Origin of the sequence: Pseudarthrobacter sp. NPDC059871 (assembly GCF_042731175.1) — a bacterium.
In the GTDB taxonomy this organism is placed as follows: Bacteria; Actinomycetota; Actinomycetes; order Actinomycetales; family Micrococcaceae; genus Arthrobacter.
The window spans coordinates 1-12,875 of record NZ_JBHWJV010000003.1 but is presented as its reverse complement, the minus strand read 5'-3'; the positions used below and the strand labels follow the sequence as shown (position 1 = coordinate 12,875).

Annotated in this window: 15 protein-coding genes; 8 read left to right on the top strand and 7 right to left on the bottom strand. The window is 63.0% G+C overall.

Going from position 1 to position 12,875, the window contains the following annotated elements; translation table 11 throughout:
- Positions 1-28: 28 nt before the first annotated feature.
- Positions 29-451: a universal stress protein gene (locus ACFV4R_RS05120; RefSeq protein WP_056077786.1), complete on the top strand. Its 423-nt coding sequence runs from the start codon at positions 29-31 to the stop codon at positions 449-451.
- A gap of 157 nt (positions 452-608) precedes the next feature.
- Here ACFV4R_RS05120 and ACFV4R_RS05115 read toward each other — a convergent pair whose 3' ends face one another.
- The 3 genes from ACFV4R_RS05115 to ACFV4R_RS05105 form a co-directional block, all read right to left on the bottom strand.
- Positions 609-1,844: an MFS transporter gene (locus ACFV4R_RS05115; protein WP_377201627.1), complete on the bottom strand. Its 1,236-nt coding sequence runs from the start codon at positions 1,842-1,844 to the stop codon at positions 609-611.
- Positions 1,845-1,928: 84 nt separating this feature from the next.
- Positions 1,929-2,828, bottom strand: coding sequence for a DUF817 domain-containing protein (locus tag ACFV4R_RS05110; RefSeq protein ID WP_377201628.1), 900 nt, complete (start codon positions 2,826-2,828; stop codon positions 1,929-1,931).
- Positions 2,821-3,627 carry an oxygenase MpaB family protein gene (locus ACFV4R_RS05105; RefSeq protein WP_377201629.1) on the bottom strand — a complete coding sequence of 269 codons (807 nt, stop codon included), beginning with the start codon at positions 3,625-3,627 and terminating at the stop codon, positions 2,821-2,823. Before ACFV4R_RS05105 ends, ACFV4R_RS05110 begins: the two co-directional genes overlap by 8 nt.
- Positions 3,628-3,833: 206 nt before the next feature.
- Here ACFV4R_RS05105 and ACFV4R_RS05100 point away from each other — a divergent pair, with 206 nt between their 5' ends.
- Positions 3,834-4,247, top strand: a complete 414-nt coding sequence (locus ACFV4R_RS05100; protein WP_377201630.1) for an Hpt domain-containing protein — start codon at positions 3,834-3,836, stop codon at positions 4,245-4,247.
- On the opposite strand, the gene ACFV4R_RS05095 is transcribed toward ACFV4R_RS05100, so the two are convergent.
- The gene (locus tag ACFV4R_RS05095; protein WP_377201631.1) at positions 4,241-4,657 is read right to left on the bottom strand and encodes an SRPBCC domain-containing protein; all 417 of its coding nucleotides are present in this window, start codon (positions 4,655-4,657) and stop codon (positions 4,241-4,243) included. The genes ACFV4R_RS05100 and ACFV4R_RS05095 overlap by 7 nt on opposite strands.
- A 373-nt stretch (positions 4,658-5,030) precedes the next feature.
- Here ACFV4R_RS05095 and ACFV4R_RS05090 point away from each other — a divergent pair, with 373 nt between their 5' ends.
- Positions 5,031-5,633 (top strand): GNAT family N-acetyltransferase, encoded by a 603-nt coding sequence (locus ACFV4R_RS05090; protein ID WP_377201632.1) that lies wholly within the window; start codon positions 5,031-5,033, stop codon positions 5,631-5,633.
- 162 nt (positions 5,634-5,795) lie between these two features.
- Here ACFV4R_RS05090 and ACFV4R_RS05085 read toward each other — a convergent pair whose 3' ends face one another.
- Both ACFV4R_RS05085 and ACFV4R_RS05080 read right to left on the bottom strand, forming a co-directional pair.
- Positions 5,796-6,065 (bottom strand): DNA gyrase subunit A, encoded by a 270-nt coding sequence (locus ACFV4R_RS05085; protein WP_377201633.1) that lies wholly within the window; start codon positions 6,063-6,065, stop codon positions 5,796-5,798.
- A 1,361-nt stretch (positions 6,066-7,426) separates the two neighbouring features.
- Positions 7,427-8,326 carry a MerR family transcriptional regulator gene (locus tag ACFV4R_RS05080; RefSeq protein ID WP_377201634.1) on the bottom strand — a complete coding sequence of 300 codons (900 nt, stop codon included), beginning with the start codon at positions 8,324-8,326 and terminating at the stop codon, positions 7,427-7,429.
- A 507-nt stretch (positions 8,327-8,833) separates the two neighbouring features.
- On the opposite strand from ACFV4R_RS05080, the gene ACFV4R_RS05075 reads away from it, so the two are divergent.
- A complete protein-coding gene (locus ACFV4R_RS05075) occupies positions 8,834-9,172 on the top strand; it encodes a hypothetical protein (RefSeq protein ID WP_377201635.1) in 339 nt (112 codons plus the stop codon).
- Positions 9,173-9,386: 214 nt separating this feature from the next.
- Here the strand turns inward: ACFV4R_RS05075 and ACFV4R_RS05070 are convergent, their stop codons facing one another.
- The gene (locus ACFV4R_RS05070; protein ID WP_377201636.1) at positions 9,387-10,043 is read right to left on the bottom strand and encodes an alpha/beta hydrolase; all 657 of its coding nucleotides are present in this window, start codon (positions 10,041-10,043) and stop codon (positions 9,387-9,389) included.
- A gap of 228 nt (positions 10,044-10,271) precedes the next feature.
- Here ACFV4R_RS05070 and ACFV4R_RS05065 point away from each other — a divergent pair, with 228 nt between their 5' ends.
- From ACFV4R_RS05065 to ACFV4R_RS05050, 4 genes are all read left to right on the top strand, one after another.
- Positions 10,272-10,607: a PadR family transcriptional regulator gene (locus tag ACFV4R_RS05065; RefSeq protein ID WP_377201637.1), complete on the top strand. Its 336-nt coding sequence runs from the start codon at positions 10,272-10,274 to the stop codon at positions 10,605-10,607.
- Between the two features lie 104 nt (positions 10,608-10,711).
- Positions 10,712-11,497, top strand: coding sequence for a hypothetical protein (locus tag ACFV4R_RS05060; RefSeq protein WP_377201638.1), 786 nt, complete (start codon positions 10,712-10,714; stop codon positions 11,495-11,497).
- 168 nt (positions 11,498-11,665) lie between these two features.
- Positions 11,666-12,082, top strand: coding sequence for a PASTA domain-containing protein (locus tag ACFV4R_RS05055; RefSeq protein WP_377227105.1), 417 nt, complete (start codon positions 11,666-11,668; stop codon positions 12,080-12,082).
- A complete protein-coding gene (locus ACFV4R_RS05050) occupies positions 12,045-12,602 on the top strand; it encodes a GrpB family protein (protein ID WP_377201654.1) in 558 nt (185 codons plus the stop codon). Before ACFV4R_RS05055 ends, ACFV4R_RS05050 begins: the two co-directional genes overlap by 38 nt.
- The last annotated feature ends 273 nt before the right edge of the window (positions 12,603-12,875 follow it).

Here is a 12,875-nt window from a genome sequence, read left to right as displayed (position 1 = left end):
GGTAATGCCCCCGAATGAAGGAGCCCCCATGAGTGGAGTAGTCGTTGTAGGCGTGGATGCCAGCGCATCTGCGCGGAAAGCTGCGGAAGTGGCACTTGACCTGGCGGAGTCGCTCGGAGCGTCGCTGCATGTGGTGACCGGGTTCGAGTCGGAGAGCGCCGAAACCTTTGGTTCGGGCTCTGACCAGGTGACAGTTTTCCGGGGCGACAGCGCGCAGCATGTTGCCGAATCCCTGGGCGCCTCCAGGCCGGGAGTGGAGGTCACCCACTTCGCTTCGCGCGGCAAGCCCGCCGATTCGCTCATCAAGGAAGCCATCCGCCTGGATGCCCGTCTGATTGTGGTGGGTAACCGCAGGATGCGCGGCATCGGCCGGCTCCTGGGCAGTGTGGCCAACAGCGTGGCGCACAACGCCCCGTGCGATGTGTACATCGCCAACACCTACGAGGACTGAGTCTCCAGGCTTCCACGGCAACGCAACGGACGACGGCGGAACCTCCCGCCGTCGTCCGTTGCGCTTTTCCTGTGGTGCCGGTTGATCAGGCCCCGCACGCCCGGCCTGCCCGCCTCGGCAACGTCAGCGTCCGCTTTGAAACCCGCGCGTGGGGCATTCATTCGCCACCCGCGGGACCGGCGGTGGCCCGCGCTGTGAGGAATGCCAGGACCGCCGCGGCCGCAAGAATAGCTGCGCTCACCAGGAAGGTGCTTCCGTAGCCGGCGGAGTCGAAGAGCACGCCGCCCAGGGTTGAGCCGAGGGCTATGGACGTCTGGATGACCGCCACCATCAGGCCGCCGCCCGCCTCGGCGTTGTGCGGCATGGCCTCCGCGATCCAGCTCCACCAGCCCACGGGCGCGGCGGTGGACAGCAGTCCCCACAGGCCCAGAAGAACAACGACGGCGGCAACCGAACCGCCGGAGGGGACCAGCGCCGCAGCGATGGCGGACATGAGGACCGGGATGACCAGCAGGGTCCGGTACAGCCTCTTGCCAAGGAACCGGCCAACCAGGGCGGTGCCCACGAACCCGGCCGCGCCCATGATCAGCAGCACCAGGGACACGGTGGCCACATCAACGCGGGTGACCGTTTCCAGGAACGGGCGGACGTAGGTGAACAGGACGAACTGTCCCATGAAGAAGGACCCGCAGGCGGCCATCCCCCAGGCAACGGTCCGGTTCTTGAGCCCGGCGAAAACCGCGAAGACGCTGGCGGCCGCCGCGGTCCGCTTAACGGGCATGGACGGAAGGCTGATCCACTGCCACACCAGGGCGAGCAGCGTCACCGGGACCAGGCAGAAGAACGCCCCGCGCCAGCCGATGACGGAGCCCAGGTAGCTGCCGAGCGGCGCGGCCAGGACCGTGGCGAGGGCGTTGCCGCCGTTGAAGATGGCCAGGGCACGCGGTACCCGGGATGCCGGGACCAGGCGCATGGCGGTGGCTGCTGACATGGACCAGAAGCCTCCGATTACTACGCCGATGAGGGCGCGGCCGATCATGAACAGCGGATAGTCCGGCGCCAGGGCAACCAGGGCTCCGGACACCGCCATCACGGCCGTCAGCCCCAGCAGGAGCACTTTGCGGTTCAGGGTGCGTGCCACGGTGGAGATTGAGAGGCTGGTCAGGACGGCGAAGACGCCCGAAACCGCAATGCCCTGCCCAACCATTCCTTCGGTGACCTGGAATTCGGCCGCCATCGGCGTGAGCAGGCTGACGGGCATAAACTCCGAGGCGATCAGCGCAAAGACGCAGAGCGACATCGCGAAGACTCCGCCCCAATGGGCACGGTGCTCCTCGGGGACGTGGACCTGTGGGTGCCTTGGGATGCTGGTTTCGGTTGTCTCGTGCGGCATGTGTCCATCAAACCGGGAACTGGATGCCGTAGCGAGGGCCCTGCTGAAACGGGTTATGGCAGGGCCCCCTTCACATCAAAGGGCCTACTTCACCATGGCGGACGACGGCGGAACTTCCCGCCGTCGTTCGCTTTCCCTGTCCGGGGGTGCCGGCTTGTAGACCCAGGCCACCAGCACCACGGAAATGATCATCAGCAGGAACCAGGCCACGAGTTTCTCCAGGCCCACCGGGTGCCAGCCGGCCACCTGGCTGGGATAAAGCCACGCCCCTGACCAGGTGGCGATGTTCTCGGCGAGCCAGATGAACAGCGCCACCAGCAGGAATGAGAGCACCAGCGGCATCCGGAACCGCCGGCGGAACACCCGGAGGTGCATCACGCAGCGGCCGAAGACCACCACGACGGCGGCGAGCAGCACCCAGCGCAGGTCCCAGATGTAGTGGTGGCTGAAGAAGTTGACGTAGATGGCCGCGGCCACGATTGCGGTGATCCACCTGCGTGGGTAGTTGGCGAACCGGAGGTCGAAGAGCCGGTAGACGCGCACCATGTAGGAACCCACGGCCGCGTACATGAAGCCGCTGAAGAGGGGCACGGCGCCGATGCGCAGCACGCCCTCGGCCTCGTAGGACCAGGAACCCACGTCCGTCTTGAACAGTTCCATGCAGGTCCCCACCAGGTGGAACAGCACGATGACCCGCAGTTCCTTCAGGGTTTCGAGTTTGAAGGCAACCATCAGGACCTGGATCACGACGGCGGCGAGGGTCAGGAAGTCGTTGCGGGCCAGCGCCACGCTGTCCGGGTACCAGAGCCGGGCCGCCATGAGCACCGCCAGGAGGGCCGCCCCGAAGATGCAGGCCCAGCCCTGTTTGAGGCCGAACACCACGAATTCTGTGAGCCTGGCTTTGGCGCCGTTGGCGGGCGCGGTGGCGAGGAAGCGGCGGGCACTTTCATCGATCCGCTGCTCAACCGGGGTGGAACTACGCACTGACTCCCTGACGCTTGGCTGACCGGCTGTTCCTGCGGATGTCCTTGTCCAACTCGCCCAGGAGGTAGTCCTTGAGCCCGTGCCGGATCCCCCGGGGAAGCCTGGGGTAGGTCAATGACAGCATCCGCATGGTGCTGTTGAAGCGGCGCTCCCGGCGGTCGTTCCACGGCAGGCCGAAGTCCTGGCGGATCCTGTCCGGCAGGAACCCTGCGGTGAGGAACCGGGCAGGCGGAATGATGGCCCGGTACCAGAGGGCTGTGTGCTTGGGGTAGAGCAGGCCGTGCGCCACCCGGATGCCTGCGGGCCCGGCCTGGAGGGTTGCAATCTGCTGGTCCCAGTAGCGGCCAAACGCGGCCCGGTCCTGCGGCCACATGCCCTCGGGAACCTGCAGGGCGGTGCCGAGCCGCGCATAGTCGCGGTACATCGCATCGGCCGTGCCGGCGTCGAGCGGGCCGTAAATCTTTTCAATGACCGTGCGGGCGGTGTCGTAGAGCGTGGCCACCACCCAGAGCTGGAGCTCGGGATCGTAGGCGCTGTAGCCGGGCGATTCCGCGTTGTCCGGGCGCCGGACCGGCACGTGGGCACGGTTCACCCGGCGGCGGACTTCCTTCACCTGTTCCTCGGTGCCATAGACGATGGCGTAGACATAGGTGAGCGTGCCCTTGAGCCGGTTGACCGGGCGGCCCTCGAAGGTGCTGTGTTCCGCCACGCCGCGTCCCACGGCCGGGTTGGCGAGCTGCAGCAGCAGGGCACGGCCCGCCCCGGCGAGCATGATGCCCTCGCCGCCGAAATCAGCCATTCCCCGAACCATCCCAACAGGCTACCGGAGGTAAACACCACTGTAAGCAGGGGTCGGTACCCGGAAATGCGAGTACCCACCACTCATGTGCTCCGGCCCGGCAGCCACGTACCGTCCCTTGAAAGTCCTGCCGCAGCATCGCGCAGGTATGCGGACAGCGGGAGGCGCATGATGGGCCGTCAGCGGGACGTGCGGGGTGGAGGACCGTGACGCAGGAAGACGGCTACGCGCTGCCGCTGCTGGATAAGGCGGTGTTGGAACGGCTGCGCTCCGACCTGGATGACGACGAAGGGGTGTGGCAGGTCTTCATCCAGGACTTCATCGCAAACCTGCCGCACCGGATCCAGAAGGTGCGCCTGACGTTCACCACCGGCGATGCTCCGGGGGCCCTCGATGCCATCCTGAGCCTGAAGACCTCCAGCCAGATGATTGGCGCGGAGCGGCTGGCCGGCCTGACCCTGGAGCTGGAGCGGGCGCTGCGCAGCGCTGCCCGGGGCAACGGCTCGGCCACCGCCCTCCCCCGGCTGGCGGCGACGCACCTCCGCGGCATCAAGCAGTGCGCGGACCAGACCACCAACCTCTTGCGGGCGCTCCTGCAGGAACGGCCCGGCGGTTACTGACGCGCGTCAGGCCCGCCGTCCAACGTCCCGTCGATCCGGTTCAGCAGGCCGGGCCAGCCGCTGCCCATCCCCTCGTAGGCGGTCCGGCCCATGGGCGTCTCCGGGTTGAAGCCTGCGTGCTCGAAATGGAGCACCGTTCCGTCCGCCGCGGATTCCAGCCGCCAGGTGATGGTGGTGTCCAGCATGCCTTCGGAAAACAGGAAGCTGATGGCGGTGCCCGGCTCCACGGTGAGGACTTCGCACTGTTGCTGGCCCCAGTTGCCCATGTCCAGGGTGAACCGGTGGCCGGCGACGGGCGCGATGTCTCCCGGCGTCCACCAGCGGGCCAACAGTTCCGGTGTGGTCAGGGCAGCCCAGACGGCGTCCTGGGGATGTTCGAAGCGGCGTTCAAGCCGGATGGCGTTGGTCATGGCGAGGGTTCTCCTGGTCCGGGTTCTTAGGGACAGGTCTAGCACGCCGGTACGACACCCGGCCCGCCCAGGCCTGCTCATTTAGCGCCCAGCACACCGATTCAAGCAGACGTTTCGAGACATGGTTACGGGAAATGCCGGGCGCCAAAGGCTTGTGCGATTAGGGGACCTTCACCGGGCAGTTTTGCCGGCGAGGTGGACGGGACACCTCAAGCTGGACAACTGCAAAGACCCAGGTCAGACCTTGGTCGTCGCAGTAAGGGACCAGCTTACGGGCGGGTGAACAAGACCGGCCCAGGGGAAATCGAAACCAATCGTGCCGCCAAGGCATTCAGGTTAGAGTGCCGCTATCCGGCCTGACATGCTTTATGGCATGACTGCTTCCCGCCCTGACCCTCTGGCCCGTTTTGAAGGGACCGTCGTAGTTCTTCGCGCCTTGGAAGAGAAGGACCTGCCAGTCTTGTTCACGGCTATCGGGAGACCCGAGATTTTCGCCGGCGGCTGGGGCGGCGGTATAGGGGCTTATCGTGACGACTTCGAGCAGTGGTCAGAGTTCCTCCGCCAGTGGTTGCCATGGCAGCACTCCAATGTGTACGCCGTATGCCTTCGTTCCGAGGACGACCGGGTTATTGGCACCACCACCTTGGGGGACTTCGACCTGGAAAATGAGTCTGCGCACATTGGGTGGACTGCATATTCTCCCCACTTGTGGGGAAGCGGAGTGAACGCGGACGCCAAGCGGCTCCTGCTGAACGCTGCATTCACCCACGGTTTTGAGCGCGTCCGCCTACAGGCCGATGTACTCAACATTCGTTCACGGGCGGCCATAGAGCGGATAGGTGCACAACCGGAGGGCGTGCTCAGACACGTCCAACGACGGGCTGACGGCAGTTGGCGCGACACGGCCATCTATTCCATACTGCGCGAGGAATGGCCCCACGTGCGCACTCGCCTTGAACAGCGCCTAGCGGCTTAGCAAGGGGTCCTAAACCAGTAACGTCAGGGTAGGCACGAACTTTCGAGAAAGTAAGTGCCCGGCGGAGAATCGGCCAACGGAGTTCATGACGCACTTCATGGCCGCTGAAAGCTGGGATCGATGCCAGGAAGATCAACCGTAAGCTGATCGCGCGCGGCCAGCTCAGCGCCCGTCGGGCAACATCGACCTGAGTTCTTCTGCGCGAGAAACGCTGGCCTGACGCTGGCCTCGTGTGAATCTTCTGGCCTGCAAATCTAGGACTGCCCGGCTCGCCACGGTTCCCACGCCCAACAGTTGACCCACGCGACGGATTGCTTCGTCCACGTCCTCTGAATCCTCAATCACCTGGAAGACATCGTCGCGCCGATCCATCGCCTGCACCAGAGCCTCGAGGATCATCAATTCTTCCCTGTGCCGCTCATCCTGATCCATACGGCGATTCTTGCACGACCGGCAGTCTGTGAAACGGCTCCATCCCGACCGCAAGGGTATGTTTGTCTGCCCTGCGGTGCCCGGTGAGAGATCCTCAAACGGAGGGTGGTTTACCGTTCTCGGAAAGCTGTCTAGGCTCTGGCTATGACGGACAAGGGACAACCGCGACGATCAGCATCGTGGCCATGGACAGAATGGTGGCCCTGGGCCATCGCTCTTGTATTGGTGTCTGCTGTTGCCACTTTTGCGCTCAGCATCGCGAGTCATGGCTGCAATGCCAGCGCAGTTGACGGTACGAGCCTCTGCCGAGACTTCTATCTCATTCCCGCCGATATTCGCCCGGCGTTTATTACTCTTGTAGCGGCGCTTAGCGCTTACCTCGCCTATAGGCTCATTCGGTTAGTGCAACGATCGAGAATGGGAACTGATCTCTAAATACCGTCCTTTGGGGCATCGAAGGTGAAGGCATAGCCATCCGTATACCGATCCCCTACGGGGCGGTGAACCGTGTCTTTTAGCGGGTCGTGGACGAAGATGGCAGCCCATCAGGTCGATCCCTTGGGAGGCTCAGGTTTCTCAGTCGACTTCTTTCGCCTGCCGAGCCATTCCTCGCGATACGCGTCGACTTCGGCGGCCTTCTTGTTGCCAAAGTAGGCTCCGATCAATGGACCGAGCCCGGCCCCTAGACCGATAAACGAGTACTGCCATCCTTGGGTCATCCCGATGGCCCCGCCAATTACGCCCGACAGCCCAAGTGCGAAAAGTAGTGACCTGCCCGTAACGGTCCTGTTCCGTGCCATCTCCGAATCATGCGGTACACCTGTTTATCAAAACAAGAGGGAGCCCGCAGAGCGTGATTCTCTGGCGTCTCAAGCGCCCGTTTGGGGATCCCCTATCGGACGGCCGCACCCTCGGCGAGGGCGAGAAAGCTCCACTGGCCTAGTGTTGGCTTTCTTTTGCGACCGGTCCGAAATCAATGGATCCACTTCGGAGCCTTTTTCGCGGTGCCCACTATCTTGCTCTTGCTACTGATCCCATGGGCCACCGTTGACGCAGCGGCAGCCATCGGACTTGGGGAAATCCGCAAAGACGTCCTTTCCCCGGACTCTGCATCTAACCCGGCCTGGGCGGCCCGCAGCCCACGACCCCAAAACCCGGGACGACGTCCCCAGACGCATTCAATAAGGCCGTAGCCACCGCGAAATCCGCCGATCCCTCAAGCGCTACATAGCCGGAATCCTCTACCGCCAACTCACCACCCTTTACGCCACCGCTGAACCGGCCCTATCCCACATTGCCTGGGCAGACCCTTACCCGGAATAGGAGCGCAGGTTGAGCGCTCCGGGGCCGACAGGCCCTATTTAGGGCGCCGGAGCCGCCGACGCTCCGAGTTGCACAACCAGCTCCATGCAGCGCAGACGGGCAGGGGAGAAGTCGTAGGGCATGCTCCGGATCGTCTGCGCCGCATTCCTGACGCGCGCGCCCGCTGCCGGGTCGGGGCCTTGCGCCGTGTCAGCGTCATCGGGCGGGTGCAGCTCGTCCCAGGTTTCGAAGAGGGCGTCGTCCTCCTCCAGCTGACCGGACTCCGCGATGACGCGCATCAGCGCGGTCTCGAAGGCATGCCGCTCGGCCGCCACCTCCGCAACCCGGGGGTTGTTGACGGCGACCGTGTCGTCAAGAGCTTCCTCGATGGCGTCGACGCGGTCTGACTCCGCCCGCAGTGCCGGATCGAGGGCCAGGGCGAGGAAGCGGCCGGCCTGGACGGCGGCACCGAGTGGACCGAAAACCCGCTCGGTGACCAGCAAGGCGTCCAAGTCGTCTTGGCGCAAGGAGCCCTCAGGTGCGCCCTCGAGGCGGTTGGAGACGAGATCGTCGAGCAACCCCAGCCGGCGGCCAAGGGTCCGCATGCGCTGAACCGAGGCGCGCTTCCGCTGCAACTCGGCCTCCTGCGCGGCGAGGGTATCCTCCAGCCGCGCGAGGACGCTTTCGAACTCGTCCACGTCCTCGGCGCCGCTCTGTACGGTGCCGACAAAGGCATTGCGGATATCGTCAAGGGCGATCCCGGCGTCGGCCATGCGGCGGATCCAGAGCAGCCGGATGATCTCCGAATAGCCATACCGTCGTCGGCCGTCGCTTCCCCGCTCCCGCTCGGGCATCAGACCGATCTGATGGTAGTGCCGGATCGTCCGCGGAGTTACGCCGACGAACGCAGCGGCGTCGCCAATCAGGACCTCCCGGGGCGGGTTCGGAAACGGTTGCATGGCGGACCTCTCGGAGTAGGACTGGACGTGGCTTCCAGCAGATCACATGACGCTGCGGCAACTGCAACCATCTATCACAATCGGATGACTGCTCAGAAGAGCCGCTCGGGTCAGCCAGCGCTTAATGCCCTCAGGCTTGCAGCTCGAACACAGCCACGTGACCGACGGTCCCCGGCCCTGCTGCGACCCCCTTCGAGTGGTCGATGCACCGGCATCCCTCTTGCGGGGTGCGGCCTGGGCTGCAGTTTGCCGCAGCTGGTCGGTGCGGAGATGAGGAAACATCTCAGGGATCGCGGCATCCGCGGCGGCGTCCTGGCGGGGCGCGGGCATGCGACGCGGTAAAGCCGGCCGGGCCGTCCCATATGGGGACCCCTCACCGGTAACTTCGGGGCACCCGTTTGGGAACCGGTTTACGGGCGTAGCCTTAGGTCTCAGTATCGGAACGACGTCGGGTGTGCGCATGGCAGCCCGCTTGTGCTTGGGGCCTCTACAGGGTTGGATCAGGCCATGAACTTTCTCGTGGGGATAGCCGCCGTTGTCATCGGGGCGTTGGGATTCTGGCAGCGAGACAGGATTGCCGAGCTAAATCGCGGCTGGAATCGGCGTATGGGCAAGCCGGGTGAGATAGCTGCAGAAGTTGGAACCGCTAAGTACTTTGGTATTGGCGCCATTTTAATGATTCTGGCGGGAGTGGGCACCATCATTTTTTCGCTGGTAACGGGGCAAATGGGTGGGTCAAGCGACAGAAATACGGCACTCGTAGTCATCATCATCGCCGCTGTGGGGTTCGTCGTGCTCGGCACGGTTTTCGCAGTGATGCTATTCAAACGGCGCTCTAAGCAGTAGGTCAAACACCGCGGCCGCGCTGCCCTGAAGGGGATCCCCTTGCGGTCCGCGCAACCGATAGGACCTTGAAAAGGCCCGGGTTCGTGACGTTCGGCGGTAAATGGCGGCTTTTTCACGGCGCTGTTCGTCGCATGGCGCAGCCCGCACGCGGATCCCTGAACGGCCGCACTCGTGGTTCGATCCGGTAGTGTCTGGCGTTGGCCGAACGTGAGACCTATATCCCCAGGATTAGTTTCGTGAGCCTCTGAGGTTGGCTAATGAAGGGTGAATGGCTCGATTTCAAGCTGACGTTGTTGGTACATCGGCCGGCCATACGTTCCTGGAGGACGGGGCTAAGCGCCTTGTCCTGTTCGCAGTGAATATAGGTGCTCTCGGTGGCTGCCCAAGCAATACGGCTGGGTACGCCACGCCCGTGACCCTGTTGTTGAGGCACGAGGAGTGAGGTTGCCCATGCGCTGTCAGCTTCGGAGCAATCGTCGTACAGAACCTCACGTGCCCGTTCCGGATGGATGCTGGTTGACCCGTCCTCGTTGTGCCGGACGGCGTCGTTGACCAGTGCTGAGGGCCCACCTAACATCGCACCGCTCTCACCGGCTGCCGGTACGAACGCAGCAACATACATGAGGTGTCTGATCCGTTCCAGGCCCGTGATGACAGATCCGCCGTACGAATGGCCAAGGACAATTGGCGTCAGGAAACATCCGTCGACTATCTCCTGTACGACTGCAGTGTCCGCGGCTAGCGAGCCTCTGTGCAGATGAGGAACATGCACGCGGGCCCCTTGGCCGCGCAGATCGTCCGCCAACCGGTCGAAGTGGGCCGGCTGATGCCACAATCCATGGACGAGGACGACTTCGGTCCGCTGATTCATTCAGCCAGCCTACGTTTGGAGACGAAGTTTGCGGGAAGCATGAGAACGCACGAGTCGGTCATTGAGCTAACTGACGGGCCGCAATGAGCAGCCCGTAAGCCGGTCAGTTACCGGACGCGTTTTCGCGTCCGGTGAGGGAGCCCTTACCGGGCAAGCCCTCGGCTTAGGGCTGCCGTTTGGAGATCCAGAGCAACTTGACTTCTAAATCTATATAGCTAGATTTGAGGAATGGAGAACTTGGGGCGGATTACGCCAGCTACTGCGCTGGTCCTCGAGGCGTTGCTGTCGGCCGACAGTATCTGGGGGCTGCAGATTGTCAAAGATGTGGGGAAAAAGCCTGGCACGGTATATCCGATACTCGAACGCCTGGAAGCTGCGGGGTGGGTGAAAGGCGAATGGGATTCGACCGAGACGCGCAAAGGCCCTCGCCGGCGCTACTACCGGCTATTGGCTGAAGCGCAGCCAGTGGCCAGACAGTACGTGGCAACGCAGCAGTCAAAGTCCGCAAACTCTTCGGGCCGACCGTCCCCCGCACTGCTTGAGGGCCAGTGGCTAGGTATATGAGGAATACAGACGGTCTCCTGGCTTTGTGCCTGGCGTTGACTCCCGCTGCCCTGCGGGAGGTCCGCGAGGAACAATGGCGGGCCGACCTGAGAGACGGCCCTGCAATGGGAATTTCCGAGGAGTCACTACTTCTAGCAGCCTTGCGCTCATCGACTGCGGCCAGATTCCAGGACGTGGTTCACCGCGGCGGCGCCTTGCTGTCGCGACTACAAAACGGGGGAAAAATGAAAGTAGCCTTTGGCATCGCCGGCACAGCAGCCGTCATTGCGGCGGTTGGAACAGCCGCAGCAATTCAAGTCAGCCATCCCTCCACGACCGAAACCCCGGACAGGACGTCGGTGGCCTTCATAGCCGTTCCCGGCCCTTCGGTAAACCTCACGCCCGCCTCCGGCCTCGCCCCTGTTAGTGTGGCGGACAAACGGGACATCCGCTGCTACTACCGGGCCGACCTGTCCTCCGAATATCAGATTGAGGGATCAGCGGAGACCCCACGGCGACCCTATATGGGCACCGGTATTGAGGAGGTCGGATTCAATGCCAAAACCAATCTGACGCCCGAAGATCCCAGCTCCGGACTTTTGCAAGTGGCCAATCCGATCAACCAGTGCAGCCGCGTCTGGGATCTTGGAGGAATGATTATGGAAGGAATCAACGACGACCTCGTCCCCGATGACCTCGTTTCCCCGCCGCTGGGAGGCCCGGCCGAGCGGACCTTGACCGAACCCGCGAGGGATCAGAACGGCAACCTGCTCTACGCCGACCCCAATATCCGCACCTTTGGCAACTACATCCCAATCCTCACCGAATGCGTCATCGACGGAAAAGTAAGCGTCATTCCGGGCACAGCCGAAGTCTGCAATGAACTCGGCATCCCATCACTGGCCAAATAGAACCGCCTCACGCTCAAGGATTCTCTACCGTGCGTCACGCCACCTGCCGGTTGCGGGCGATTAGGCTGCGTTTATGGACGTTAAGCCCCATAATTCGTATCTGCGTGTTATCGGCAGGAAAGGTTCGATCTCACCGTTCTGCTGTTCAGGCTCAAAGGAGATGCTGAGATGGTTGAACCTCAGATGCTGCCCGTTCCTGATCTCGTTGGGCAGCCTGTGCACATTGCAGCAGACATCGCGGCGAACGCTGGGTTCGGTCTCGCAGCCGGGGACCCTGATGGGCCAGGACTCCGATCGCGTACATGGCCTGGGCTGTTTTGGGTGACCTCCCAAGATCCGTCCGCAGGGTCGGTCCTAGAGCCCGGGAGCCAGATAAGGATCACTTTCGTTCAGGACGGGCAAGCCCGAAGCGGCGTACCGGAGCAGACGGGTGGGCCGCCCCCCCTCATTGCAAAGTCATGCCGAGGCCGAGCAGGAAGAGTAAGGGGTGTCCGGAGAGACCGCCTTACGGGCGCATACCCGAGTACGAATAGAAGGACCTCCCGTGATGGACAGCTCCAGGCCTCGCCGACCGGATGTTCATGAAGTAGAGCTCGTAGGAGGCATAGAGAAGCGCCACCTCGAGTTGGAGACGTATGACGCTCGTTGGCCCAACCTCTACTTCGATCATCAGCGCCGAATTGAAGACGCGTTGTCCGCAACAGAAGTCGAAATTGAACACGTCGGCTCGACCTCCGTTCCTGGACTGGCTGCGAAACCAATCATCGACATCGTTGTGGCAGTTGCCGACATAACCGCCGAAGAGGACTACCTCGACGCGCTGCTTGAGGCCGGCTACAAGCTTCGAGTCCGCGAGCCCGGGCACCGCCTGGTTCGAACTCCTGCACTAGACGTACATGTGCACATTCTCGAAAAAGAGGATCCGGCCATACGTGACTACATCCTTCTTCGAGACCACCTGCGCACGAATACGGGTGACCGCGCCCTGTATGAGCGTACGAAGCGCGACCTGCTCACTCAGTCCTGGGACAACATGAACGCCTACTCTGAGGCCAAGGGCCCGGTGATTGCGGCGATTTTGGCGCGTGCTCGACGTCACCGGTAACGCCCTACTGAAGGATCCTCAGCGGACTAACCGGCTGACGTGATCGTATTGCGCGTCGACCTGTATGGCGAGCTCTTCATTTGGGATGCCCGTCCACGGGGCAGGGCTAGGGTGGAACGTAGGCGGAAGGGGGCGTTGTGGCCTATGTTCAAGCATCCATGACCGGGGCTGAGAGATTCTGTTAACGCCAACCGAAAATAGGGCCAGTTTTGCCGACTGAAAACAGGGCCACGGGTTGCTGTTCTATTGTGCCTGAAGCTGGGTTCTTGTCTT

Excerpts from the sequence above, each read along its gene's own strand:
- ACFV4R_RS05090 (WP_377201632.1), top strand. The coding sequence starts at position 5,031 with ATGACTGCTTCCCGCCCTGACCCTCTGGCCCGTTTTGAAGGGACCGTC.
- ACFV4R_RS05105 (WP_377201629.1), bottom strand. The coding sequence starts at position 3,627 with ATGGCTGATTTCGGCGGCGAGGGCATCATGCTCGCCGGGGCGGGCCGT.
- ACFV4R_RS05085 (WP_377201633.1), bottom strand. The coding sequence starts at position 6,065 with ATGGATCAGGATGAGCGGCACAGGGAAGAATTGATGATCCTCGAGGCT.
- ACFV4R_RS05070 (WP_377201636.1), bottom strand. The coding sequence starts at position 10,043 with ATGAATCAGCGGACCGAAGTCGTCCTCGTCCATGGATTGTGGCATCAG.
- ACFV4R_RS05050 (WP_377201654.1), top strand. The coding sequence starts at position 12,045 with ATGGACAGCTCCAGGCCTCGCCGACCGGATGTTCATGAAGTAGAGCTC.
- ACFV4R_RS05075 (WP_377201635.1), top strand. The coding sequence starts at position 8,834 with ATGAACTTTCTCGTGGGGATAGCCGCCGTTGTCATCGGGGCGTTGGGA.
- ACFV4R_RS05080 (WP_377201634.1), bottom strand. The coding sequence starts at position 8,326 with ATGCAACCGTTTCCGAACCCGCCCCGGGAGGTCCTGATTGGCGACGCC.
- ACFV4R_RS05095 (WP_377201631.1), bottom strand. The coding sequence starts at position 4,657 with ATGACCAACGCCATCCGGCTTGAACGCCGCTTCGAACATCCCCAGGAC.
- ACFV4R_RS05115 (WP_377201627.1), bottom strand. The coding sequence starts at position 1,844 with ATGCCGCACGAGACAACCGAAACCAGCATCCCAAGGCACCCACAGGTC.
- ACFV4R_RS05120 (WP_056077786.1), top strand. The coding sequence starts at position 29 with ATGAGTGGAGTAGTCGTTGTAGGCGTGGATGCCAGCGCATCTGCGCGG.
- ACFV4R_RS05065 (WP_377201637.1), top strand. The coding sequence starts at position 10,272 with ATGGAGAACTTGGGGCGGATTACGCCAGCTACTGCGCTGGTCCTCGAG.
- ACFV4R_RS05060 (WP_377201638.1), top strand. The coding sequence starts at position 10,712 with ATGGGAATTTCCGAGGAGTCACTACTTCTAGCAGCCTTGCGCTCATCG.
- ACFV4R_RS05055 (WP_377227105.1), top strand. The coding sequence starts at position 11,666 with ATGGTTGAACCTCAGATGCTGCCCGTTCCTGATCTCGTTGGGCAGCCT.